Raw genomic sequence first — 21,775 nt, forward strand, 5'->3', positions numbered from 1 at the left:
TCGGTTGGTAAATCCGCGGAAGCGAGGAACGATGGCCCAGCAGTCGACGAGGATGCTGCGCAGCTACGTCAGCGGCGCCTGGCGGACCGGCGAGGGTGAGGGGGCGCCCCTGCACGACGCGGTCACCGGCGCCGAGGTCGCCCGGATCTCCTCCGCCGGCATCGACATGGCCGCCGCGCTCGACCACGGCCGCCGCGTCGGCGGCCCAGCCCTGCGGGAACTGACCTTCCACCAGCGGGCCGCGCTGCTCAAGGCCGTGGCCTCCCACCTGCGCGAGCACCGAGACGAGCTGTACGAGCTGTCCGCCAGAACCGGGGCGACGCTCGGTGATTCCAAGTTCGACGTCGACGGCGGCATCGGCGTGCTGTTCGCCTACTCCAGCAAGGGCAAGCGCGAGCTGCCCAACGACACGGTCTACGTCGACGGCGACGTCGAGCCGCTGAGCAAGGGCGGCACGTTCCTCGGCCGGCACATCGCCACCCCGCTGCGCGGTGTCGCGGTGCAGATCAACGCGTTCAACTTCCCGGTCTGGGGCCCCCTGGAGAAGTTCGCCCCGGCGTTCCTCGCCGGCGTACCGAGCCTGGTCAAACCGGCCAGCCAGACCGCCTACCTCACCGAGCGGATCGTCGAGCTCATCATCGAGTCCGGGCTCGTCCCGGAGGGCACCCTGCAGCTGGTCTCCGGAAGCGCCGGTGACCTGCTGGACCACCTCACCGAGCAGGACCTGGTGTCGTTCACCGGCTCCGCCTCCACCGCGCAGAAGCTGCGCACGCACCCGGTCATCGTGCGCCAGGCTGTCCGATTCAACGCCGAGGCCGACTCGCTGAACTGCTCGATCCTCGGCCCGGACGCCCGGCCCGGCACGCCCGAGTTCGACCTCTACGTCAAGCAGCTGGTCACCGAGATGACCGTCAAGGCAGGCCAGAAGTGCACCGCCATCCGGCGCGCGTTCGTGCCGGCGGACCTGCTCGACGCCGTCGCCGAGGCCGCGCGCGAGCGGCTGGCGGAGGTCAGGATCGGCAACCCGGCGAACGCCGAGGTGCGGATGGGCGCGCTGGCCAGCCTGGAGCAGCGCGAGGAGGTGCGCCGCTCGCTGAAGGCGCTGCAGGACGCATCGAGCGTCGTGTTCGGCGACCCGGAGCACGTCGAGGTGGTCGACGCGGACGCCGAGCGCGGCGCCTTCATCTCCCCGGTGCTGCTCTCCGGCGACCCGGAGCGCGCCGAGCCGCACGAGGTCGAGGCGTTCGGCCCGGTGTCCACGCTGATGCCGTACACCTCGGTGGAGCAGGTCGTCGACTACGCGGCGCGTGGCCAGGGCAGCCTCGCCGGCTCGGTCGTCACCGCGGATCCGCAGTTCGCCCGCGAGGTCGTGCTCGGCGTCGCGCCGTGGCACGGCCGGCTGCTCGTGCTCGACCGCGACGACGCCGGGGAATCCACCGGCCACGGCTCCCCGATGCCCGGCCTGGTGCACGGCGGACCCGGCCGCGCCGGTGGCGGCGAGGAGATGGGCGGCATCCGCGGCGTGCTGCACCACATGCAGCGCACCGCCGTGCAGGGCAGCCCCAAGGTGCTCACCGCGGTCACCGGCCGCTGGGTGGCGGGCGCGCCGCGGGCGACCGAGGACGTGCACCCGTTCCGCAAGTCCCTCGCGGAGCTGAAGATCGGCGATGCGGTGGTGGCCGGTCCGCGGACGGTGACGCAGGAGGACATCGACCACTTCGCCGAGTTCACCGGCGACACCTTCTACGCCCACACCGATCCGGCGGCCGCGGCGGCGAACCCGCTGTTCGGCGGCATCGTGGCGCACGGCTACCTGGTCGTGTCGTTCGCCGCCGGCCTGTTCGTCTCGCCCGAGCCCGGCCCCGTGCTCGCCAACTACGGCCTGGAGAACCTGCGGTTCCTCACCCCGGTCAAGCCCGGTGACGAGCTCACCGTGACGCTGACCGCCAAGCAGATCACCCCCCGCGAGAACGCCGACTACGGCGAGGTCCGCTGGGACGCCGATGTGACCAACTCCGCGGGTGACTCCGTCGCCAAGTACGACGTGCTCACCCTGGTGGCCAAGGAGAGCAACTGATCATGACGCTGTCCGCGATACCGATCGACGACCTCGAGCAGCACTTCGAGCACACCATCGAGAAGGACCAGCGGATCGAGCCGCGGGACTGGGTGCCCGAGGGCTACCGCAAGACGATGATCCGGCAGATCGCGCAGCACGCGCACTCCGAGATCATCGGCATGCAGCCGGAGGGCAACTGGATCACCCGTGCGCCGTCGCTGCGGCGCAAGGCGATCCTGCTCGCCAAGGTCCAGGACGAGGCCGGGCACGGGCTCTACCTGTACTCGGCGGCGGAGACCCTGGGCGCGGACCGCGGCGACCTGACCGAGAAGCTGATCAACGGACGGCAGAAGTACTCCTCGATCTTCAACTACCCGACGCTGTCGTTCGCCGACGTCGGCGCGATCGGCTGGCTGGTCGACGGCGCGGCGATCTGCAACCAGGTTCCGTTGTGCCGCAGCAGCTACGGCCCCTACGCCCGGGCGATGATCCGGATCTGCAAGGAGGAGTCGTTCCACCAGCGGCAGGGCTACGAGCTGCTGATGACCATGATGAAGGGCACCCAGGCGCAGCGCGACATGGTGCAGGACGCCGTCAACCGGTTCTGGTGGCCGTCGCTGATGATGTTCGGACCGCCGGACGCCGAATCGGCCAACACCGCGCAGTCGATGGCGTGGAAGATCAAGCGGCACACCAACGACGAGCTGCGCCAGCGGTTCGTGGACATGACCGTGCCGCAGGCCGAGGCGCTCGGCGTCACGCTGCCGGATCCGGAGCTGAAGTGGAACCCCGAGCGCGGGCACTACGACTTCGGCCAGGTCGACTGGGACGAGATGAAGCAGGTCGTCGCCGGCAACGGGCCGTGCAACGCCGAGCGCATCGCCCGGCGTCGCCAGGCGCACGAGGACGGCGCGTGGGTCCGCGAGGCGGCGGCCGCGCACGCGCGCAAGAGGGCGGAGGCGTCGGCGTGAGCAAGAGCGAGTGGCCGCTGTACGAGGTGTTCGTGCGCGGTAAGCGTGGCCTCAACCACGTGCACGTCGGGTCGCTGCGCGCGGCCGACGACCAGATGGCCCTGCACAACGCCCGCGACCTGTACACGCGGCGCAACGAGGGCGTGAGCATCTGGGTGGTCAAGGCGGCCGACATCACCGCCTCGTCGCCGGACGAGAAGGACCCGTTCTTCGCGCCCTCCGGTGACAAGGTGTACCGGCACCCGACCTTCTACGACATCCCCGACAACGTTCCCCACATGTAAGGGGTGTCCTGTTGTGTCTTTTGACAACGCGTATGAAGCGCTGATCGACGCGCACGACGACTCCCGGTGGGCGTTCGGCACCGGTTTCGAGGATCCGCTGGCCGGGGTGGACACCTCGGTGCCGTCCGGTGTGGACGGTGTGGAGCTGGCGCAGTACTGCCTGATGCTGGGCGACGACGCGCTGGTGTTCTCGCACCGGCTGCAGCAGTGGTGCACCCGGGCGCCCGAGCTGGAGGACGAGGTCGCGATCGCCAACATCGGCCTGGACCTGCTCGGCCAGGCCCGGCTGCTGCTCGCCCGTGCCGGCAAGGCCGACGGCAGCGACCGGGGCGAGGACGACTACGCGTTCTTCCGCGCCGAGCACGAGTTCCGCAACGTGCGGCTCGCCGAGCTGGAACGCGGCGACTTCGGGCAGCTCATCGCGGTGCTGCTGGTGTTCTCGACCTGGCGGCTGGCGCTGTTCCAGCGGCTGCGTGACTCGGCGGACCCGGTGCTCGCCGCGATCGCGGACAAGGGCGTCAAGGAGCTGACCTACCACCGCGACTACGCCGCCCAGTGGGCCGTGCGGCTCGGCGACGGCACCGCGTTCTCCCGGGAACGCATGCAGGCCGGGCTGGACGAGATCTGGCCGTTCGTGGACGAGCTGTTCGTGCCGCACGAGATCGAGTCGCGGCTGACCGCCGCCGGTGTCGCGGCCGACCCGGCGACGGTGTGCGCCGAGGTCGACGAGGTGCTGGCGCAGGTGTTCACCGCGGGCACCCTGAACCGGCCGCAGGTGAGCGGCAAGGCCGGGGTGGACGGGCAGACCGGCCGGGGTGGCCGGCACACCGAGGCCATGGGCTACCTGCTCGCCGAGCTGCAGAGCGTGGCGCGTGCCCACCCGGAGGCAACATGGTGAGCGCCCGCGCCGTCGCGGAAACGGTCCGCGACCCCGAGCTGCCGATGCTGACGCTGGCCGACCTCGGCGTGCTGCGCGAGGTGTCCGAATCGGACGGTGCGGTGACGGTGGCGATCACGCCCACCTACACCGGCTGCCCCGCCATGGACACCATGCGCGACGACCTGGTGCACGCGCTGCGTGGCGCCGGGTACGAGCGGGTCGAGGTCCGCACCGTGCTGCAGCCGGCCTGGAGCAGCGACTGGATCAGCGCCGACGGCCGCCGCAAGCTCGCCGAGGCCGGGATCGCGCCGCCCGGCAGCGCGCCGCAGCGGCCGTCCGGCCCGATCCCGTTGACGCTGCACCCGCCGGTGCGCCGGGTGTCCTGCCCGCGCTGCGGCTCGGCGGACACCGAGCTGGTGTCGGAGTTCGGGGCCACCGCGTGCAAGTCGCTGGTGCGGTGCCGGGCCTGCGACGAACCCTTCGAGCACGTGAAGGAGATCTGAGGTGACCGCCGGCATCAAGTCCAGGCTGCGGGGCGATTTCCACAACCTCACGGTGGCCGAGGTGACGCCCCTGTGCGACGACGCCGTCGCGGTCACCTTCGACGTGCCGCCGGAGCTGGCGGAGGCCTACGCGTTCCGCGCCGGTCAGTCGCTGACCCTCCGCCGCACGATCGACGGGCGCGAGGAGCGCCGGTCGTACTCGATCTGCTCGCCGGAAGGCAGCAGGCCGCGGATCGGGGTGCGCGAGGTCCCGGACGGGCTGTTCTCGTCCTGGCTGGTGCACCAGCTGCGGCCGGGTGACGAGGTCGAGGTCGGCACGCCGACCGGCAACTTCACGCCCGATGCCGCGACGCCGGAGCACCACGTGCTGATCGCCGCCGGGTCCGGCATCACCCCCGTGCTGTCGATCGCGGCGACCGTGCTGCGCCACCCGGAAGCGACGGCCACCGTGCTGTACGGCAACCGCCGCACCGACACCGTGATGTTCGCCGACGAGCTGGCCGACCTCAAGGACCGCTACCCGGACCGGCTCGAGCTGGTGCACGTGCTCTCCCGCGAGCCGCGCGAGGCGGAGCTGTTCACCGGCCGGCTCGACGGTGCGAAACTCACCGCGCTGCTGGCGTTGATCCCGGACGTCTCCGCGATCGGGCACTGGTGGCTGTGCGGTCCGTTCGGGATGGTCACCGTCGCCCGCGAACGGCTGCGGGACGCCGGCGTACCGGCCGAGCGGATCCACCAGGAACTGTTCTATGTGGACGATGTGCCGCCGGAACCGGTGCGGCACGAGGAGAAAGCTCTCGACGGGGTGGTCACCCAGGCGACGATCGTCCTCGACGGACGGTCCACCACGGTCGCCGTGCCGCGGGACGTCCCGGTGCTCGACAGTGCGCAGAAAGCCCGGCCGGACCTGCCGTTCGCCTGCAAGGGCGGGGTGTGCGGCACCTGCCGCGCGAAGGTGACCGCCGGCGAGGTGGACATGCGCCGCAACTTCGCGCTCGAGGACAGCGAGGTCGACGCCGGGTTCGTGCTGACCTGTCAGTCGCTGCCGGTCTCGGACCAGCTCACGGTCGACTTCGACGTGTGATCCGTGTGATCGGCATCGCTTTCGCCGCGGCGGCCAGCGAACCCGCCGCGGCGAACGCGAGCACGACCCCCAGCACGCCGGACAACCACACCGACATCGCGACCGCCAGGTAGAGCTGGACGGCCGCGGTCGCCGCGAACACCACGGTCAGCACGAGCCAGACCGGACGGTCGGTGACCGGTGTCTTGGACTGGCCGAACCCCACAGCGAAACCCTCCCGTACACTTCGGATACTGCTGGTATCGTCGCCGGCCCGTGTGGAGTTACCGCCGCGCAGCAGCCGTGAGCTTGTCAACATTTGCCAGTTAGCGGCCAACACCCCGCCGCCACCGGCAAACACGCCGCGTCGAGCGGCAAGCACGCCGCGTCGAGCGGCAAACACGCCGCGGCGGCGTGTTTGCCCGTCCGCGCGCCGTGTTCGCCGCTGCGGGCGGCGTGTTCGCCGCTCCGGGTGGCGTGTTTGCCGGTCCGGGCGGTGTGTTGGCTGGTTCCGGACGTGACGGCGTTCACCAGTGCGTGCGGCGGACTTCCCGTCGGGCAGAATCACGCCGTGACCGTCACCGCCAAGGCCGCGCCAGGCGCCCGGAAAGCCGTGCTGAGCTGGGCGCTGTGGGACTGGGGAGCGTCCGCGTTCAGCGCGGTGATCCTCACCTTCGTCTTCACCGTCTACCTCACCAAGGGTGTCGCCGCCGACACGGAGAGCGGGTCGCAGGCGCTGGGCGTGGCGACCACGATCGCCGGGGTCGTGGTCGCCCTCCTCGCCCCGGTCACCGGGCAGCGCGGCGATGCCGGCGGCCGGCGCAAGCTGTGGCTCGGCGTGCACAGCGCCGTCGCCATCGCGTGCACCGCGGGGCTCTTCTTCATCCGCGACGAACCGTCCTACCTCCTGGCCGGGCTGGTCCTGCTCGGCGTCGGCAGCGTGTTCTTCGAGTTCGCCGAGGTCAGCTACAACGCGATGCTCGTGCAGGTGGCCACGCCGAAGACGATGGGCCGGGTGTCCGGATTCGGCTGGGGCATGGGCTACTTCGGCAGCGTCATCGCGCTGGCGATCGTGCTGTTCGCGTTCGTGCAGCCCGACGTCGGGCTGTTCGGCGTGACGTCCGCGGGTGGCCTGAACATCCGCGTGGTGGCGCTGTTCGTGGCGGTGTGGTTCGCGGTGTTCGCGCTGCCGGTGCTGCTGTTCGTGCCGGAGAACCCGCCCGCCGCCCAGCGGAACCGGGGCAGCTTCTTCTCCGGCTACGCCGTGCTCGGTAAGCGGCTCGCGACGCTGTGGCGCACCGACCGGCGGACGCTGGGGTTCCTCGCGGCGAGCGCGGTCTACCGCGACGGGCTGGCCGCGATCTTCACCTTCGGCGGGGTCGTCGCCGCCGGCACGTTCGGGTTCAGCCAGACCGAGGTGGTGCTGTTCGCGATCGCGGCGAACGTGACCGCGGGCATCGGCGCGGTGAGCGGTGGCCGGCTCGACGACCGGTTCGGGCCGAAGACGGTGATCGTGACGTCGCTGACCGCGCTGGTCGTCATCGGGATCGCCATCACCGCGCTGCCCGGCAAGGCGACCTTCTGGGTGTGCGGGCTGTGCCTGTCGGTCTTCCTCGGCCCGGCGCAGGCGGCCAGCCGCACCTTCCTCGCGCGGATCGTCGAGCCGGAGCGCGAGGGCGAGGCGTTCGGTCTGTACGCGACCACCGGCCGCGCGGTCAGCTTCCTCGGGCCGCTGGCGTTCAGCGGCTTCCTCGCCATTTTCGGCAGTCAGCGCGCCGGCATGGCCGGGATCGTGCTGATCCTCGCCGCCGGGCTGGTCGCGGTCCTGCCGGTGCGGGCGCCGGCCAGGCATGATGGATGACCATGGAGTCCACGCGTGTGGACCGCTGGCTGTGGGCGGTCCGCCTGACCAAGACCCGATCGGATGCCGCGGCTGCCTGCCGCGGCGGGCACGTGCGGGTCAACGACCGGCCCGCGAAGCCCGCGACGGGCGTGCACCCGGGCGACACGGTCCGGGCTCGCGTGCACGACCGGACGCGGATCGTCGAGGTGGTGCGGGTGATCGAGAAGCGGGTCGGCGCCCCGGACGCCGCGACCTGCTACATCGACCGCACCCCCGCGCCGCCGCCGGAAGCGGCGATGCCGGTGGCCCGCCGCGAGCGGGGAGCCGGCCGCCCCACCAAGCGGGACCGCCGCTTGCTGGACCGGTTGCGGGGTCAGGGCTGGTAGCCGTCCTGCCCGGGCGGGCTCAGCCGTGGTCCGCCCGCCACTCGGCGACGACGTGCTCCACGTCGAACGGCGCCAGGTTCAGCGGCGGGCCGGGCGGCGGGCGGCGGATCGCCGCGACGATCCGCTCGTTGATGTCGGCGAGGATCCGCCGCACCTCGGCCTCGGAACCGGCCGCGGCGGCGGCCGCGCGGGCCTGCGCCGCGTCCTTGCGCAGGGCCAGCGACGGCGGCAGGTAGGTCACGTTCTCGCGCGCCAGCTTCTCGCGCAGCCACGCGTTCTCGTCGTGCGGTTTCCGCAGCCACGCCAGCGGTTTCCCCGCGCCGGGCAGGTCGTCGAACTCGCCCCGCTCGGCCGCCTCGCGGATCTGCTTCTCCACCCACGTCTCGAAGCTGACGTCCGGGGGTTTGCGCTCGGTCACGGCCGCCTCCTCCCGTCTGTGATACCTGTCTACCACCGGGCACCACGCGCACTCCCTGTATTACCGTGCGGTAATGCACGCCGTCAGTGAGACAGCGGTGGCCGAGCCCACCCTCGCCGACCTGCTCGATCTCGAGGAGATCGACCGCGACCTCTACCGTGCCACGCGCGTTTTCGACGATCCGCTGCCGCTCTACGGCGGCCAGGTCGCCGCGCAGGCCCTCGCCGCGGCCGGCCGCACCGTGGAGCCGGAGCGGCTGCCGCACTCGCTGCACGGGTACTTCCTGCGGCCGGGCGACGCGACCCGGCCGACGATCTTCCACGTCGACCGCGACCGCGACGGCGGCTCCTATTCCGCCCGCCGGGTCGTCGCCGTGCAGAACGGCGAGGTCATCTTCAACATGTCGGCCTCCTTCCACCGCCCGGAAGAAGGTGTGGACCGTGAGGCGCACCCGGAACGCCCGGAGGGCGACCCGGAGGAGCTGCCCAGCGGCGGCATGCCCCGGCTGTTCTCGATGCGCGGCGCCCTCCCGCCGCAGCCGTACCCGGACGGCCAGTGGCCGACCCGCTTCTGGGCGCGGTGCGAGCTCCACCTGCCCGATGACCCGTTGCTGCACGCCTGCGTCCTGACCTACCTGTCGGACATCTCCTCGGGCGTGGCCGCGTTCGGCGATGAGAAGGCGTCCGCGTCGTCCAGCCTGGACCACGCCGTGTGGTTCCACCGGCCGGGGCGCCTGGACGAATGGGTGCACATGGACCTGGTGCCGCAGAGCGTCGCGGGCGGCCGCGGCTGGTACACCGGCACCGTCCGCACCCGCGACGGGGTGCTGCTCGCGAGCCTCGCGCAGGAGTGCCTGTTCCGGAACCGCAGGCGGTGACGTTCGCCCGGTGAAGGTCGATTTCGCGGTGCCGTTCGACAGCCCGGCCGACACCCGGGAGCTGATGCGGCGCGCGGAGCGCGACGGCTTCGACGGGGTGTGGACGACCGAGGTCAAGCGCGACCCGTTCGTCCCGCTCGCCCTCGGCGCCACGGCGACCTCGCGGATCGAGCTCGGCACGGCGATCGCGGTGGCCTTCGCCCGCAGCCCGATGACGGTCGCGGCGACGGCGAACGACCTGCAGGAACTGTCCGGCGGCCGGCTGCTGCTCGGCCTGGGCACGCAGATCAAGGCGCACGTCACGCACCGGTTCTCGATGCCGTGGTCACGCCCGGCCGCCCGCATGCGCGAGTTCGTGCTGGCATTGCGCGCGATCTGGGACGCCTGGCAGCACGGCACCCGGCTGAACTTCCGCGGCGAGTTCTACACGCACACGGTGATGACACCGATGTTCACGCCGGCGCCGCACCCGTTCGGGCCGCCGAAGGTGCTGCTGGCCGGGGTGGGCGCGGGTATGACGCGGGTGGCCGGGGAGGTGGCGGACGGCTTCCTGTGCCACGGCTTCACGACGGAGCGTTACCTGCGGTCGGTGACGGTGCCGGCGTTGCGGTCCGGGCGCGGGTCGCTGGACGGGTTCGAGCTGGTGGGTTCGCCGATGGTGGTGACGGGCCGCTCGGCGGCGGATATCGCGGCCGCGGTGGCTGCGACGCGCCGGCAGATCGCGTTCTACGGGTCGACCCCGGCGTACCGGGGCGTGCTGGAGCTGCACGATCGCGGAGCGCTGGGGGAGCAGCTGCACGCGCTCTCCCGGCGTGGCGAGTGGGACCGGATGGCCGCCCTCGTCGACGACGAGCTGGTGCACGCCATCGCGGTGGTGGGACCGCCGGCCCAGGCCGCGGAAGAAGTGCGCCGCCGCTACGCGGATGTCTTCACCCGCGCGACCCTGTACACGCCGTACCCGGCCGATCCGTCGGTGCTGGCCGAGGTAGCGGCGGCGGTCCGGGGGTAGCCGCTGCCCGCGGGCTGCCGGGAGCCATCCCGGACTCGCTCAGGACGGCGAGAAGTGGTCGTCGTCCTCCTGGTGGGGCGGGCGCTCGGTGGGGGCGCCCTCGTGCTCGGCCTGCTCGTAGGGCCTGGTGAGGTGCGCTTTGCGTGCGGCTTCCTTCGCCTCGGCGAGCGCCTTCCTCGATTCGGCCAGCTCGTCGTGCTCGTGGTCCGGCACGGTCGCCTCCCTTCGCTGCGGTCCGGCCCTCGGCTACCACTTCCGCCCGTCGGCAAACCAGCCGTGGGCGGAGGCGGACGCCGAACGGGGTTCAGCCGCGCGGGGCGTACATGATGACCGCGACACCGGCGAGGCAGACGAGCGCGCCGATGACGTCGAACCGGTCGGGCCGGTACCCGTCGGCGACCATGCCCCAGACCAGCGATCCGGCGACGAACACACCCCCGTAGGCGGCGAGGATGCGGCCGAAGTTCGCGTCCGGTTGCAGGGTGGCGACGAAGCCGTACAGCCCGAGCGCGACGACTCCGGCCCCGATCCACAGCCAGCCCCGGTGCTCCCGGACTCCCTGCCACACCAGCCAGGCACCGCCGATCTCGGCGAGCGCCGCCAGCACGAACAACGCGATCGAGCGCAGAACCAGCACGCCCGACCCTAGCCGTGGCGATCGACGGAACGGCCACCCGGCCGGGTGTTGCGACCGCGCGGCCGGCACGGTGCACCCGGCCACCGGCGCCGGCGTGTCCGGTCTACGGGCGGGGGATGTTGCGCAGGTTGCTGCGGGCCAGCTCGACCATCTTGCCCACGCCGCCGTTCAGCACGGTCTTGCTCGCGGCCAGGGCGAAGCCCCGCAGCATCTCACTCGTGATCTTCGGCGGGATCGACATCGCGTTCGGATCGGTGGTCAGCTCGACCAGCGCGGGGCCCGGGTGCTCGAACGCCTTGCTCAGGGCCGAGCGCACCTCGCCCGGGTGGTCGACCCGGGTCGACCAGATGCCGCACGCGGCGGCGATCGCGCTGAAGTCGACCGGCGTGTGGTCGGTGCCGAAGGACGGCAGGCCGTCCACGAGCATCTCCAGCTTCACCATGCCCAGGGACGCGTTGTTGAACAGCACCACCTTCACCGGCACGTCGTACAGCGACAGCGTCAGCAGGTCGCCCATCAGCATCGCCAGCCCGCCGTCGCCGGAGATGGACACCACCTGGCGGCCCGGGGAGGACAGCGCGGCGCCGATCGCGTGCGGCAGGGCGTTGGCCATGCTGCCGTGCCGGAACGACCCGATCACCCGGCGCCGGCCGTTCGGCGTCAGGTACCGCGCCGCCCACACGTTGCCCATTCCGGTGTCCACTGTGAACACCGCGTCGTCGGCCGCGACCTCGTCCAGGACCGCCGCGGCGTACTCCGGGTGGATCGGCGTGCGGTGCTCGATGTCGCGCGTGTAGGCGTCGACCACCTTCTCCAGGCTCCGGGCGTGTTCGCGCAGCATGCGGTCCAGATAGGACCGGTCGGTGCGCTGCCGCAGCCGGGGGAGCACCGCGGCCAGCGTCTCCTTCACCGACCCGTGCACCGCCAGGTCCAGCGGCGTGCGGCGGCCCAGGTGCGCCGGGTTGGTGTCGATCTGCACGGTGTGCGCCTGCGGCAGGAACCCGTCGTACGGGAAGTCGGTGCCCAGCAGCACCACCCGGTCCGCCTCGTGCATCGCTTCGTAGCACGCGCCGTACCCGAGCAGCCCGCTCATGCCGACGTCGTAGGGGTTGTCGAACTGGATCCACTCCTTGCCGCCCAGCGAGTGACCCACCGGTGCGAGCAGGCGGCCGGCCAGCGCCATCACCTCGTCGTGCGCATCCCGGCACCCGGCCCCGGCGAACAGCATCACCTTCCCGCTGCCGTCGAGGACCTCGGCCAGCTCCTCGATTGCCGCGTCGCGGGGCACCACCGGCGACGGTTCCACCAGGTGCACCGTCTCGTCCGCCGTGCCGACGGCCCGCCGCTCCGCCACGTCGCCCGGGATGCTCAGCACCGACACCCCGCCCTTGCCGACGGCCGTCTGCATCGCGATCCGCAGCAGCCGCGGCATCTGCTCGGCCTGCGACACCAGCTCGCTGAAGTGGCTGCACTCGGCGAACAACTGCTCCGGGTGCGTCTCCTGGAAGAACCCGGTGCCGATCTGCCCGGACGGGATGTGGGAAGCGATCGCGAGCACCGGCGCGCCGCTGCGGTGCGCGTCGTACAGGCCGTTGATCAGGTGCAGGTTCCCGGGGCCGCAACTGCCCGCGCACACGGTGAGCCGCCCGGTGATCTGCGCCTCCGCGGCCGCGGCGAACGCCGCCGTCTCCTCGTGCCGCACGTGCACCCAGTCGATGCCCGGGGTGCGCCGCACCGCGTCGACGACCGGGTTCAGACTGTCCCCGACGATCCCGTAGATGCGGCGAACCCCGCACTCCCGCAGGATCCGCACCATCTGCTCGGCCACTGTCGCCATCGCCCCACCTTTCCGCGTCTGGGATCCAGGGTCCTCTCGCCGCAGCGCGGACGTCCAGCCGACTTCACTCGTTGCGGGCAGAATCGAACAGTGTGTTTCCGCACGTTCGGGTGAGCGAGCGGAATTCAGGCGCGGGCACACGGTTCGAGTCGGCCCCGGACCTCGTCGAAGTGGTGGCGCACGGCGTCCTCGATACCGTCCGGATCGCCCGCCGCGATGGCGTCCACCACCAGCTGGTGCTTGGTGACCAGGGCGTCCGACGGCGTGCGTGGCGCGCCGATGAGCACCTCCGTCTGCCGGTAGACGCTCCAGAACAGGCGGATCAGCTCGGCGGCTAGCTCGTTGCCCGCCGCGGTGCAGATCAGCTCGTGGAACTCGCCGTCCGCGACCGCCGAGGTGGCCGGGTCCGCCATCCGCCGCACCCGCTCCGCGAGCTGGTCGAGCAGCGCCTCGTCCCGCTGCCGGGCGAGTTTGCGGGTCAGTTCGGTCTCCAGGATCTGCCGCACCTCCAGCAGGTCGCGCAGCCCCTGCAGGTCGTCCCGGGAGCGCGCGCGGGTGCGGAACAGCAGGGACGGGCTGAGGGCCGTCATGCTGGCGGCACCGACGAAGGTGCCGTAGCCGTGCCGGATCTCCACGATGCCCAGGGCCTGCAACGTGCGCAGCGCCTCCCGCACCGAGTTGCGCGCCGCACCGAACTCCGCCATCAGCCTCGGCTCCGGCGGCAGGGGGTCGCCGGGACCGAGCTGCCGCCGGTCGATGAGCTCGACGATCGAGTCGGCCAGTTCCTGGCTGCGCAGTGTCCGCACTCTTGCCACCATCCGAGGTCGTCGGCTACCGTCCCGGGCATCATACGACGTCCAACGTCCCACAACCAGTCCTCGACGCAGAGGTAGGACGCATGACCTCCCCGATCCCGTGGTACCGCCGCCTGGGGCCCGGACAGTGGAAGGCGTTCGGCGCAGCGTGGCTCGGCTACCTGCTCGACGGCTTCGACTTCGTGATCATCACCCTGGTGCTCACCGAGCTGCGCGACGAATTCCACCTGTCCCTGGCCACCGCCGCCACGCTGGTGTCCGCCGCGTTCGTGTCGCGCTGGCTGGGCGGGCTCGCGCTCGGCGCGTTCGGCGACCGCTTCGGCCGCCGCCCGGCGATGATCGCCTCCATCGTCCTGTACGCCGCCGGCACCGCGTTGTGCGGTTTCGCCTGGAGTTACTGGTCGCTGTTCGTCTTCCGCGCGATCGTCGGGCTCGGCATGGCCGGGGAGTACGGGGCCAGCAGCACCTACGTGATGGAGAGCTGGCCGAAGGACCTGCGCAACCGCGCCACCGGTTTCCTGCTGTCGGCCTACCCGATCGGGTCCGTCCTGGCCGCTCGCGCGTACGACCTGATCGTGCCGCACCTGGGCTGGCGGTGGCTGTTCTGGATCGGGATCGTGCCGGTTTTCGTGGCGTTGTGGCTGCGCCGGGCGCTGCCCGAGGCCGGGGACTGGACGGCGGAGGTCGGCTCCGGCAACGCGCGGTCGACGAGCGCGACCGCGCTGCTCGACCGGCGCTGGGCGGCGGTCAACGTGGTTGTCACGCTGGTGCTCGCGACCAGCCTCGTGCTGATCTTCTCCGGCCACGCCGGCGCGTTCTACCCGCTGTGCATCGCCCTGTGCGTGATCGGTTTCGTCGTGTTCGCCGTGCAGATCAGCGGCCGGGCGTGGCCGATGGCGGTCGGGCTGATGCTGACCGTGTTCTGCGCGTTCCTGTACTCGTGGCCGATCCAGTCGCTGCTGCCGACCTACCTGAAGACCGTGCTGCACTACAACGCCGGTCAGGTCGCGAACGCGCTGACCTGGGCCGGGCTCGGCTACGCAGCCGGGTCCTGCCTGGCCGGCGTCGTCGGTGACCGGTTCGGCACGCGGGCCACCTACGTCGGCGGGCTGCTGCTGTCGCTGGTGTTCGTGTTCCCCGCGTTCGCGCTCGGGTCCGGCAGCATCGTGCTGGTGTGGCTGCTGCTGTTCGTGTTGCAGGGCACCAGTTCCGGGATCTCGGGGCTGCTGCCGAAGTACATCGGCGACCACTTCCCGACCCGGACGCGGGCGGCGAGCCTCGGGTTCACCTACAACGTCGGTGCCCTCGGCGGCGCGGTCGCCCCGCTGCTCGGCGCGCAGGTGGCCGGTCACCTCGGGCTCGGTCCGGCGCTGGGCTGGCTCGCGGCCGGCCTGACGGTGCTCACCGCGCTGCTGGTGGGGTTCGACGTGCCGGCCCGGCTGGGCAGGCTCGGGAAGCGGAAACCGGCACCGGTCGGCTGAACCGCGCGCCGCGGGCGTGGCGGCGAACCCGGCCACCTCAGGACTCGTTCGCCGTGATCCACGCGGCGATCTGGGTGCGCGAGCTGAAGCCCAGCTTGGCCAGGATGTGCTCGACGTGGCTTTCCGCGGTGCGCTGGGAGATGATCAGCCGGCCGGCGATCTGGCGGTTGCTCAGCCCCTTGGCGACCAGGCCCGCGATCTCCTTCTCCCGGTTGGTGAGGGGATGGCGGGACGACGTCGCCGGGGCGGTCCGGGTCCGCCGCTCGTCCAGGGCGAACGCCACCGCGTTCTCGAACGACATCGCCGCGCCGCGGGCGTACTCCTGCTCGAACGCCTCGTCGCCCAGGGCGTCCCGGGCCGGCGCCGCGGCGTGCGTTTCCGACACCTGCCGCAAGGCCCGTTCGATGCGTCCCGCGCCGGACAGCCGCCACGCGGTCGCGGCGGCACCGAGCAGGCGGGCGGTCCGGGTGAACCGCCGGTCCGAGGCCGCGCACCAGGCCAGTGATTCCAGGGCCAGCGCGGTCCCGGAATGGTCGGCCGCAGGCTCACGCAGCCGGATCGCCTCCCGGTGCAGGCGTTCCGCGCGCCGTACGTCGCCGCGCCGCCACACCGCCAGCCCCAGCACCCACACGGCCAGCGCGGTGTACCACGGCGGGTTGCCGTGACTGGCGCACAACGCGACCGCCTGCTCCCCGGCGGTTTCGGCGTCCGGTTCGCCCAGCACGAACCGCGCCAGGGCCAGGTAGGACAGGATCTGCAGTGGCAGCCCTTCCTTGCCGATCGCCGCACACTCCTCCTGTGCCTTCTCCAGCAGCTCACAGGCCCACCGCGGGTCGCCGAGGAAGTAGCGGCTGACCCCCTCGCACACCAGCAGTTCGACGTCGACCGCCGGATCGCGCAGCTGCACGGCGATCGACCGGTACTCCTGCAGCCGGTCGTCGAAGCCCTTGCGCACCCCCAGCCAGGTGCAGGCGAGCAGCGACGCGTGCAGGGCGCGCGCCCGTTCCCGGCACGGCCCGCTGTCGCGCGCCAGTACGCGGTCCAGCCAGCGGCCGCCTTCCACGAGGTGGCCGCCCGCGATCCAGAACGTGGACAGGTTGCCCGCCATCTCCAGTGCGGGCCGCGGATCGGGCTCCTCGAGCCACGACTCCAGGGCGCCGCGCAGGTTGGCGTGCTCGCTCTGCAGCCGCGCGATCCAGTCCTGCTGCCGCTCGGTGATCTTCTCCGTGGTGAAGCGGCGGGCGAGCTCGCGGTAGTAGTCGCGGTGCCGTCGCACCGGTTCGGCCGGGTCGCCGCGCTCGGCGAGCCGGGCCGCGCCGAACTCGGCGAGGGTTTCCAGCATGTGGTAGCGCGCGCTGTGGCCGTAGGTGTCCCGCTCGCGCACCAGAACCGATTTGTCGACCAGGCCGGCGAGCACGTTCAGCACGGTGCTGTCATCAGCGTCAGCACCGTCGGTGCTGCCCTCGCTCCGGCACACGTGCTCGGCGGCGGGCAGGTCGAACCCGCCGCGGAACACCGACAGCCGCTCCCACGCCCGCTCCTCGGCGGGCAGGCACAGCTGGTAGGTCCAGTCCACCAGCGCCTCCAGCCCTTGCTGGCGCGGCGGCGCGGTGCGCGTGGCCTCGGTCAGCAGCGCGAACCGGTCGGCGAGGCGGTCGTTGAGCTCGGTCAGCGACAGGGTGCGCAGCCACACCGCGGCCAGCTCGATCGCCAGCGGCAGCCCCTCCAGGCGGCGGCAGATGGCGGCGACCAGCGCCTCGTTGGCCCTGGTGAGGGCGAAGCCGGGCGACACCGCGGCGGCGCGGTCGGCGAACAACGACACCGCGTCCCAGCCGTCCGCGCGATCGCTCGTCCCGCTCCCGATGGGCAGGTCGAGTGGCTCGACCGGCAGCAGGTGCTCACCCTCCACGGACAACCGCTGGCGGCTCGTGGCCAGCACGCGCAGGCCGCTCGTCGAGGCGAGCAGCTTGCCGGTCAGCGTCGCGCAGGCGTCGGCGAGGTGCTCGCAGTTGTCCAGCACCAGCAGCACCTGCCGGTCGGCGAGGAACCGGGCCAGCCGGTCGGCGGGATCGACGGCCTCGTCCCGCAGGCCGAGCGCGGTGGCGATGGTCTGCGGCAGCAGCGCCGGATCGTCGAGCGCGGCCAGCTCGGCGAAGTGCACCCCGTCCGGGAACGCCCGGGTCAGCCCCGCCGCGGCGCGCACGGCGAGCCTGGTCTTGCCCACCCCGCCCAGGCCGGTGAGCGTCACCCGGCGGGCAGCGGACAGCAACCGCCGGATCTCGGCGAGTTCCTGCCGCCGGCCGACGAAGCTCGTGAGCTCGCTCGGAAGTGTGCCCGCCACTGCATCAGCCTAGTTGGCGCCGGCGTTGATCGGTGCGGTCCGGACAGCTCAAATACCGGGGGTATCCGTCGGCCGGGTGGCCGCCTGGTGGTGCGAGCGCTTCTCGCGTAACGTCCGACCTGCGGTTATCTCGGCAGGAGCGGAGGGCCCCGGCGATGCGATCGATGTGGAAGGGCTCGGTGTCGTTCGGGCTGGTCACCATTCCGATCAACCTCTACACGGCCACCGAGAACAAGAACGTGTCCCTGCGTCAGGTGCACGTGGCCGACGGCGGGCGCATCCAGTACAAGCGCTTCTGCACGATCGACGGCGAGGAAGTGCCCTACGCCGACATCGCCAAGGGTTACGAAACCGACGACGGCGAGATGGTCGTGATCACCGACGACGACCTCAAGGACCTGCCGCTGTCCAGTTCCAACGTGATCGACGTGCTGGAGTTCGTCCCGCTCGAGGCCATCGACCCGCTGCACTTCGACCGGCACTACTACCTGGAGCCGCAGAAGGCGGCGGTCAAGCCGTACGTGCTGCTGCGCGATGCGCTGCACAAGTCCGGCCACGTGGCGATCGCCAAGGTCGCGCTGCGCCAGCGGGAGACCCTCGCCCTGCTGCGCGTGCACGCCGACGTCATGGTGATGACCACCATGCTGTGGCCGGACGAGGTGCGCACCCCCGACTTCGGTTTCCTGCGCGACGAGCTGCCCCAGGTCCGGCCGCAGGAGCTCAGCATGGCCGGCTCGCTGATCGACTCGCTGTCCGAGCCGGTGTTCGACCCGGGCAAGTACACCGACCACTACCGCGAGGCGCTGGAAGCGGTCATCGACGCCAAGATCGCCGGCAAGAAGACCACGCGGCCCGCGGGCCGGTCGCCCAAGACCGACGTGGTCGACCTGATGGCGGCGCTGGAGGCCAGCGTCAGCGAGGCCAAGAAGGCCCGCAAACCGGCCAAGCGGACGCCCGCCAAGAAGTCCGCGGGGACCTCGTCCACCTCGTCCACCTCGGGGCGTGGCCGCCGCTCACCCAAGAGTGCCTGACCGCACACCGACACGCCGGGGCGCCCTCCCACCGTCCGGCCGGGCTGGGTGGTACCAAGGTGCCGCAACCCCTACCGGCGGAAGGTGTCAGACATGGAGTGCCCCAGCTGCGCACGGGACCTCGACCACTGCCACGGCACCCTCGTCCTGCACGTGGACGCCCTGGTGGACTGCACCGAACCGGACTGCACGGACACCGACCTGGTGCGGCACCGCCTCACGATCCGGTGCGACGAGGTGGACGGCGGCTGCATCTGCACGGCCGACCACACCGTCGAGTACGCGCAAGCGTCCTGATCACCGCACCACGTTGAGCAGCGGCTCGCCGCGCGCGAAGCGTTCGAGCTGCTGCTCCACCAGCCGCTTCGCCCGCGGGTAGAACGAGTCCGAACCCCCTGCCACGTGCGGGGTGATGATCGATCCCGGCAGCTGCCACAGCGGGTGCTCCGGCGGCAGCGGCTCCGGGTCCACCACGTCGAGCGCGGCCCGCAGCCGGCCGTCCGAGACCTCCTTCGTCAGGGCCGCGGTGTCGATCGCGGTACCGCGGCCGACGTTGACCACCAGCGCCCCGTCCGGCAGGGCCGCCAGTTCCGGTGCGCCGATCAGCCCGCGGGTGGCCGGGGTGTCCGGCAGGATCAGTACGACGATGCTCGCGCCCGGCAGGAGGTCCGCCAGCTCGTCGACGCCGTGCACGCCCGCGCGCGGGGTGCTCGCCACGCGCACCACATCGGCCTCGCCGGCCAGCAGGTACCGCTCGATGGCCTGGCCGATCGAGCCGTAGCCGACCAGCAGGACGCGCTCGTCGGCGAGCGAGCGGGTGTGCTCGCGGTCCCAGGAGCCGGTGCGCTGCTGGCGGAACCAGCGCGGCAGGTTCCGCTGCGCGGCCAGGATCAGCGCGAGCGTGTGCTCGGCGACGCTCAGGTCGTGCAGGCCACGGCCGTTGGCCAGCGTGACGCCCGCGGGGATCAGCGGCCGCAGGCTGTCCACGCCCGCCGACAGCGACTGCACCGCCTTCAGCGATGGCATCCGCGCGATGAGTTCCGGCGGTTGCGGGCCGCTGTCGTAGGGCAGCACGTAGAACTCGACGCCGTCCAGGCCGGGCGGCGTCCCGGTGCCGTCGTAGCAGGCGGCTTCCAGGCCGGCCGGGACGGCGACATCGGACCAGGGGAGCAGAACTCGGGGCGTCATGCGACCTTCCTCTTCGGGGAGCGAACGGCGAACAGGACCAGCGCGGATGCGGCCATCGTGCCCGCCAGCATCAGGAACGCCGCGGCGTCGGTGCCGGTGGCGGTGCGCAACCAGCCCACCAGGTAGGTGCCGAGGAAGCCACCCAGGGCGCCGGCTGCGTTGACCAGCGCGACGGCGACCCCGGCGGTGCGGCGCGGCAGCAGCTCCGGGATCATCGCGAAGAACGGCCCGTAGGGCGCGTACATCGCGATCCCGGCGAGGATCAGCAGCGGGAACGACAGCCAGAAGGCGTTGTGGCCCGCCAGGTAGGAGCCGTAGAACGTGATCGCGCCGGCGAACAGCCACGGCCACACGTACCGGATCCGGCGGTGGGCGCGGTCGGACAGGCGCGAGTTGAGCAGCATTGCGACCACGGCGAAGGCGTAGGGCACTGCCGACAGCAGGCCGGTGGCGCCGATGCCGGCCGATGAGCCGGCCTTCACGATCGAGGGCAGCCAGAACACGAACCCGTAGACGCCGATGCTCCACAGCAGGTACTGCGCGGCGAGGATCAGCACGGACGGGGTGCGCAGGGCCTCGCTGAGCGGGTGGCGCTCCCCGGTCTCCGCGGTCGTCGCGAGTTCGGCCTGTTCCGCGGCGATCGCGGTGTCGACGGCCGCGCGTTCGGCCGGCGCCAGCCACGCCGCGTCGGCGGGGCGGTCGCGGACCTGCGAGCGGAAGACGAACGCCCAGACCAGCGCCGGGATGCCCTCGATGATGAACATGCCCCGCCAGTTGGTGGCCTCGACCAGGTAGCCCGAGGCCGCGGACAGCCACATGACGGTCACCGGGTTGCCGAGGATGAGGAAGGCGTTGGCCCGCCCGCGTTCGGCCTTCGTGAACCAGCGCGCGAGCAGGACCACGAGCGCGGGCAGCACCGCGGCCTCGACGGCGCCGAGCAGGAAGCGGACCACGATCAGCAGCACGACGGAGCTGAGCAGTCCCTGCAGCGTGGCGAGCAGGCCCCAGGCCAGCACCGACCAGAAGATCAGGCCGCGGACGCTGCGGCGGTCGGCGTAGAGCACCCCGGGGACCTGCAACAGGAAGTAGCCGGCGAAGAACGAGGCTCCGATGAGGCCGGACGTCGAACTCGTGATGCCCAGGTCCTCGGCCATGCCCCCGGCCGCGGCGATGGAGAAGTTCGAGCGGTCGAGGTAGGCCAGGCTGTAGGTGACGAAGACGATCGGGATCAGGCGCAGCCAGCGCTGTCTCCCCGGCGTCGTCGCCCTGCCGGTCACTGGCGGGCTCCCCATGTCGGCCTCCTTGCCGTTCTTTCCATAATATGGAAAACTATTCCGCGATATGGTGCCCGATGAGTGTGGGACCTCGGCCGGACGGCGTCAAGGGGTGGTGTGTGGCCGACATGGTGGGCAAGGCCCTGCGGGTGCTGTCGCTGCTCGGTGAGTACCCGGACGGGGTCGGGCTGTCCGAGCTGGCGCGGCGCGCGGGCTACCCGGTGAGCACCACGCACCGGCTGCTGAGTTCGTTGCAGGAGCAGGGTTTCGCGCGCAGCGACCCGGGATCCAAGCGGTACGCGCTGGGGTTGCGGCTGTTCGAGCTGGGGCAGCGGGTGTCGCACGCCCGCGGCTTCGCCGGGGTGGCGTTGCCGGTGCTGCGGACGCTGACGGAACAGACCGGCGAGCCGACGCTGATGGCGGTGCTCGACGGGCACGAACAGCTGTACGTGCATTCGGTGCAGGGTCCGCGGCAGATCCAGATCCGCGGTGAACCGGGGCAGCGCGGCCCGTTGCACTGCACGTCGATGGGGAAGTGCCTGGTGGCGTTCGCCCCGGAGCGGGCAGCACTGGTGGAGTCGCTGGAGCTGACCGCGCTGTCGCCACGGACGATCACCTCGCGAGCGGACTTCGCCCGGGAGATCGCCTCCGTGCGGGCGCGCGGCTACGCGGTGGCCGACGAGGAGCACGAGCCGGGGATAAGGGCGGTCGGCGTGCCGGTCCTGGCCCCGGACGGCACCGCGATCGCCGCCGTGTCCACGGCCGCGCCCGCGTACCGCGTGACGATGGCCGAGCTGGAGGCGTTCGTGCCCGCCCTGCAGGCCGCGGCGCGCGAACTGGCCGCGTCCCTGCCCCGCTGAACCGGGGCGCCCGATAAC

At 71.8% G+C, this 21,775-nt stretch carries 23 protein-coding genes; 14 read left to right on the forward strand and 9 right to left on the reverse strand.

Annotated elements, in window-relative coordinates; translation table 11 throughout:
• Window positions 1-31: 31 nt before the first annotated feature.
• Genes paaZ through paaE form a run of 6 tightly spaced genes read left to right on the forward strand, consistent with a single transcriptional unit; the run spans window position 32 to window position 5,781 of the window.
• On the forward strand, window positions 32-2,077 hold the full coding sequence (paaZ, locus tag FHX46_RS08525) for a phenylacetic acid degradation bifunctional protein PaaZ (RefSeq protein WP_243871248.1): 2,046 nt from the start codon (window positions 32-34) through the stop codon (window positions 2,075-2,077).
• A 2-nt stretch (window positions 2,078-2,079) separates the two neighbouring features.
• Window positions 2,080-3,030: a 1,2-phenylacetyl-CoA epoxidase subunit PaaA gene (gene paaA, locus FHX46_RS08530; protein ID WP_167112209.1), complete on the forward strand. Its 951-nt coding sequence runs from the start codon at window positions 2,080-2,082 to the stop codon at window positions 3,028-3,030.
• Window positions 3,027-3,314, forward strand: coding sequence for a 1,2-phenylacetyl-CoA epoxidase subunit PaaB (paaB, locus tag FHX46_RS08535; RefSeq protein ID WP_017984160.1), 288 nt, complete (start codon window positions 3,027-3,029; stop codon window positions 3,312-3,314). Before paaA ends, paaB begins: the two co-directional genes overlap by 4 nt.
• A 13-nt stretch (window positions 3,315-3,327) precedes the next feature.
• Complete coding sequence (paaC, locus tag FHX46_RS08540; RefSeq protein WP_167112211.1) at window positions 3,328-4,212, forward strand: 1,2-phenylacetyl-CoA epoxidase subunit PaaC; 885 nt, start codon at window positions 3,328-3,330, stop codon at window positions 4,210-4,212.
• The gene (gene paaD, locus FHX46_RS08545; protein ID WP_167112213.1) at window positions 4,206-4,697 is read left to right on the forward strand and encodes a 1,2-phenylacetyl-CoA epoxidase subunit PaaD; all 492 of its coding nucleotides are present in this window, start codon (window positions 4,206-4,208) and stop codon (window positions 4,695-4,697) included. The genes paaC and paaD overlap by 7 nt, the downstream gene beginning before the upstream one ends.
• A gap of 1 nt (window position 4,698) precedes the next feature.
• Complete coding sequence (gene paaE, locus FHX46_RS08550; RefSeq protein ID WP_167112215.1) at window positions 4,699-5,781, forward strand: 1,2-phenylacetyl-CoA epoxidase subunit PaaE; 1,083 nt, start codon at window positions 4,699-4,701, stop codon at window positions 5,779-5,781.
• On the opposite strand, the gene FHX46_RS08555 is transcribed toward paaE, so the two are convergent.
• The gene (locus tag FHX46_RS08555) at window positions 5,759-5,986 is read right to left on the reverse strand and encodes a hypothetical protein (protein WP_167112217.1); all 228 of its coding nucleotides are present in this window, start codon (window positions 5,984-5,986) and stop codon (window positions 5,759-5,761) included. The genes paaE and FHX46_RS08555 overlap by 23 nt on opposite strands.
• A gap of 345 nt (window positions 5,987-6,331) precedes the next feature.
• On the opposite strand from FHX46_RS08555, the gene FHX46_RS08560 reads away from it, so the two are divergent.
• On the forward strand, window positions 6,332-7,621 hold the full coding sequence (locus tag FHX46_RS08560) for an MFS transporter (RefSeq protein WP_167112219.1): 1,290 nt from the start codon (window positions 6,332-6,334) through the stop codon (window positions 7,619-7,621).
• Between the two features lie 2 nt (window positions 7,622-7,623).
• Window positions 7,624-7,989 carry an RNA-binding S4 domain-containing protein gene (locus tag FHX46_RS08565; RefSeq protein WP_167112221.1) on the forward strand — a complete coding sequence of 122 codons (366 nt, stop codon included), beginning with the start codon at window positions 7,624-7,626 and terminating at the stop codon, window positions 7,987-7,989.
• A gap of 19 nt (window positions 7,990-8,008) precedes the next feature.
• On the opposite strand, the gene FHX46_RS08570 is transcribed toward FHX46_RS08565, so the two are convergent.
• Window positions 8,009-8,407 carry a DnaJ family domain-containing protein gene (locus FHX46_RS08570; protein ID WP_167112223.1) on the reverse strand — a complete coding sequence of 133 codons (399 nt, stop codon included), beginning with the start codon at window positions 8,405-8,407 and terminating at the stop codon, window positions 8,009-8,011.
• A 73-nt stretch (window positions 8,408-8,480) separates the two neighbouring features.
• Here FHX46_RS08570 and FHX46_RS08575 point away from each other — a divergent pair, with 73 nt between their 5' ends.
• Entirely contained in the window at window positions 8,481-9,284 is an 804-nt protein-coding gene (locus FHX46_RS08575; RefSeq protein WP_167112225.1) for an acyl-CoA thioesterase, read from the forward strand.
• Window positions 9,285-9,294: 10 nt separating this feature from the next.
• On the forward strand, window positions 9,295-10,293 hold the full coding sequence (locus tag FHX46_RS08580) for a TIGR03617 family F420-dependent LLM class oxidoreductase (protein WP_167112226.1): 999 nt from the start codon (window positions 9,295-9,297) through the stop codon (window positions 10,291-10,293).
• A 39-nt stretch (window positions 10,294-10,332) separates the two neighbouring features.
• Here FHX46_RS08580 and FHX46_RS08585 read toward each other — a convergent pair whose 3' ends face one another.
• The 4 genes from FHX46_RS08585 to FHX46_RS08600 all read right to left on the reverse strand — a co-directional run bounded on the left by FHX46_RS08585 (window position 10,333) and on the right by FHX46_RS08600 (window position 13,573).
• Window positions 10,333-10,506: a hypothetical protein gene (locus FHX46_RS08585; protein ID WP_167112228.1), complete on the reverse strand. Its 174-nt coding sequence runs from the start codon at window positions 10,504-10,506 to the stop codon at window positions 10,333-10,335.
• A gap of 91 nt (window positions 10,507-10,597) precedes the next feature.
• Window positions 10,598-10,930 carry a YnfA family protein gene (locus FHX46_RS08590; RefSeq protein WP_167112229.1) on the reverse strand — a complete coding sequence of 111 codons (333 nt, stop codon included), beginning with the start codon at window positions 10,928-10,930 and terminating at the stop codon, window positions 10,598-10,600.
• Between the two features lie 103 nt (window positions 10,931-11,033).
• Entirely contained in the window at window positions 11,034-12,767 is a 1,734-nt protein-coding gene (locus FHX46_RS08595) for a pyruvate dehydrogenase (protein WP_167112231.1), read from the reverse strand.
• A 125-nt stretch (window positions 12,768-12,892) separates the two neighbouring features.
• Window positions 12,893-13,573 (reverse strand): FadR/GntR family transcriptional regulator, encoded by a 681-nt coding sequence (locus FHX46_RS08600; RefSeq protein WP_167112233.1) that lies wholly within the window; start codon window positions 13,571-13,573, stop codon window positions 12,893-12,895.
• 92 nt (window positions 13,574-13,665) lie between these two features.
• On the opposite strand from FHX46_RS08600, the gene FHX46_RS08605 reads away from it, so the two are divergent.
• Complete coding sequence (locus FHX46_RS08605; RefSeq protein WP_167112235.1) at window positions 13,666-15,063, forward strand: sialate:H+ symport family MFS transporter; 1,398 nt, start codon at window positions 13,666-13,668, stop codon at window positions 15,061-15,063.
• Between the two features lie 37 nt (window positions 15,064-15,100).
• Here the strand turns inward: FHX46_RS08605 and FHX46_RS08610 are convergent, their stop codons facing one another.
• Window positions 15,101-17,404, reverse strand: coding sequence for an ATP-binding protein (locus FHX46_RS08610; protein WP_167112237.1), 2,304 nt, complete (start codon window positions 17,402-17,404; stop codon window positions 15,101-15,103).
• A 155-nt stretch (window positions 17,405-17,559) separates the two neighbouring features.
• Between FHX46_RS08610 and ku the strand changes: the two genes are divergently transcribed.
• A complete protein-coding gene (gene ku, locus FHX46_RS08615; RefSeq protein ID WP_167112239.1) occupies window positions 17,560-18,435 on the forward strand; it encodes a non-homologous end joining protein Ku in 876 nt (291 codons plus the stop codon).
• Between the two features lie 93 nt (window positions 18,436-18,528).
• The gene (locus FHX46_RS08620; protein WP_167112240.1) at window positions 18,529-18,732 is read left to right on the forward strand and encodes a hypothetical protein; all 204 of its coding nucleotides are present in this window, start codon (window positions 18,529-18,531) and stop codon (window positions 18,730-18,732) included.
• Here the strand turns inward: FHX46_RS08620 and FHX46_RS08625 are convergent, their stop codons facing one another.
• The gene (locus FHX46_RS08625) at window positions 18,733-19,623 is read right to left on the reverse strand and encodes a 2-hydroxyacid dehydrogenase (RefSeq protein ID WP_167112242.1); all 891 of its coding nucleotides are present in this window, start codon (window positions 19,621-19,623) and stop codon (window positions 18,733-18,735) included.
• Window positions 19,620-20,915, reverse strand: coding sequence for an MFS transporter (locus FHX46_RS08630; RefSeq protein ID WP_167112244.1), 1,296 nt, complete (start codon window positions 20,913-20,915; stop codon window positions 19,620-19,622). Before FHX46_RS08630 ends, FHX46_RS08625 begins: the two co-directional genes overlap by 4 nt.
• Window positions 20,916-20,974: 59 nt before the next feature.
• Here FHX46_RS08630 and FHX46_RS08635 point away from each other — a divergent pair, with 59 nt between their 5' ends.
• Window positions 20,975-21,757, forward strand: a complete 783-nt coding sequence (locus FHX46_RS08635) for an IclR family transcriptional regulator (protein ID WP_243871249.1) — start codon at window positions 20,975-20,977, stop codon at window positions 21,755-21,757.
• Window positions 21,758-21,775: the final 18 nt, after the last annotated feature.

Origin of the sequence: Amycolatopsis viridis, assembly GCF_011758765.1 — a bacterium.
Classification (GTDB): Bacteria; Actinomycetota; Actinomycetes; order Mycobacteriales; family Pseudonocardiaceae; genus Amycolatopsis_E; species Amycolatopsis_E viridis.

What these genes read in the sequence shown, in the direction of transcription:
- paaZ (WP_243871248.1), top strand. Translation starts at nt 32, where the DNA reads ATGGCCCAGCAGTCGACGAGGATGCTGCGCAGCTACGTCAGCGGCGCC.
- paaA (WP_167112209.1), top strand. Translation starts at nt 2,080, where the DNA reads ATGACGCTGTCCGCGATACCGATCGACGACCTCGAGCAGCACTTCGAG.
- paaD (WP_167112213.1), top strand. Translation starts at nt 4,206, where the DNA reads ATGGTGAGCGCCCGCGCCGTCGCGGAAACGGTCCGCGACCCCGAGCTG.
- FHX46_RS08565 (WP_167112221.1), top strand. Translation starts at nt 7,624, where the DNA reads ATGGAGTCCACGCGTGTGGACCGCTGGCTGTGGGCGGTCCGCCTGACC.
- FHX46_RS08575 (WP_167112225.1), top strand. Translation starts at nt 8,481, where the DNA reads ATGCACGCCGTCAGTGAGACAGCGGTGGCCGAGCCCACCCTCGCCGAC.
- FHX46_RS08595 (WP_167112231.1), bottom strand. Translation starts at nt 12,767, where the DNA reads ATGGCGACAGTGGCCGAGCAGATGGTGCGGATCCTGCGGGAGTGCGGG.
- FHX46_RS08605 (WP_167112235.1), top strand. Translation starts at nt 13,666, where the DNA reads ATGACCTCCCCGATCCCGTGGTACCGCCGCCTGGGGCCCGGACAGTGG.
- ku (WP_167112239.1), top strand. Translation starts at nt 17,560, where the DNA reads ATGCGATCGATGTGGAAGGGCTCGGTGTCGTTCGGGCTGGTCACCATT.
- FHX46_RS08620 (WP_167112240.1), top strand. Translation starts at nt 18,529, where the DNA reads ATGGAGTGCCCCAGCTGCGCACGGGACCTCGACCACTGCCACGGCACC.
- FHX46_RS08625 (WP_167112242.1), bottom strand. Translation starts at nt 19,623, where the DNA reads ATGACGCCCCGAGTTCTGCTCCCCTGGTCCGATGTCGCCGTCCCGGCC.
- FHX46_RS08630 (WP_167112244.1), bottom strand. Translation starts at nt 20,915, where the DNA reads ATGGGGAGCCCGCCAGTGACCGGCAGGGCGACGACGCCGGGGAGACAG.
- FHX46_RS08635 (WP_243871249.1), top strand. Translation starts at nt 20,975, where the DNA reads ATGAGTGTGGGACCTCGGCCGGACGGCGTCAAGGGGTGGTGTGTGGCC.